At 75.2% G+C, this 966-nt stretch carries 1 protein-coding gene; it reads left to right on the top strand.

What is annotated here, in order from left to right:
- Nucleotides 1-119: 119 nt before the first annotated feature.
- On the top strand, nt 120-966 hold an 847-nt coding region (locus FOE67_RS26960; RefSeq protein ID WP_182667436.1), incomplete at its 3' end, for an EI24 domain-containing protein.

The raw sequence follows: 966 nt of genomic DNA, 5'->3' as shown, positions 1-966 counted from the left end.
CCCCCGCACCGGCCCCGGCACCGACCCGCCCGCCGACCGACCCGGGCGCCCCCGGCACGGACCCCGAAAGGGGTGGCGCCGCCGGGACGCCCACCCCTCGGCCGCTACGCTCGTGCGCCATGAACGATCGCCGGGACCCCCGCGGGGGCACCCACCGGGACACTCCCCGGAACAACGGGTTCCGCACCGGATTGCGCCTCCTCGGCCGGGGACAGCGCTGGATGCTGCGTCACCCCCGCCTGTACCTCCGGTGCCTGCTGCCCGCCCTGGCCGTCTTCCTGTTCTACGCGGCGGCGCTGGTCGCCCTCGTCCTCCACCTCGACGAACTCGCCGCCCTGATCACCCCGTTCGCGGACGACTGGGAGGCCGGCGGACGAACGGCGGTCCGGATCGCCGCCGGGGTGGCCCTGCTGGGCGTGGGAATCCTGCTGGCCGTGGTCACCTTCACCACCGTCACCCTGCTGGTCGGGGACCCGCTCTACGACTCGCTCTCGCAACGGGTGGAGGAGGAGGAAGCCGCGGGGACCGGGGTCGCGGTACCCGAGGGGCCGGACCGTCCGTTGTGGCGGGAGTTGGCGATCTCGCTCGGGGAGAGTCTGGGCACGCTGTGGCGGACCCTGCTGCTCGCGGTACCGGTCTTCCTGATCGGCCTGGTGCCGTTCGTCGGGCAGGTGTTCGGGTTCGTCCTGGGCACGGCGGTGGCGGGCTGGTTCCTCACCTCCGAACTGGCCGCCTACGCCCTCCAGCGGCGGGGGCTGGGACTGCGGGAGCGCCTGCGACTGGTGTCAGGGAGGCGCCGGACGGCCCTGGGCTTCGGGATGCCGCTGGTGGTGCTCTTCCTCGTCCCCGGCGGGGCCGTGCTGTTGATGCCGGGAGCGGTGGCGGGGGCGACCCTGCTGGCCCGCGAACTCTCCCCGGCCGACCCGGCGGGCCCCGGCACCCCGGCCATCGCGGACGCCCCCGACG

Origin of the sequence: Streptomyces calidiresistens (genome assembly GCF_014141525.1) — a bacterium.
GTDB classification, from domain to species: Bacteria; Actinomycetota; Actinomycetes; order Streptomycetales; family Streptomycetaceae; genus Streptomyces; species Streptomyces calidiresistens.
This window is presented reverse-complemented; position numbering and strand designations above follow the sequence as displayed.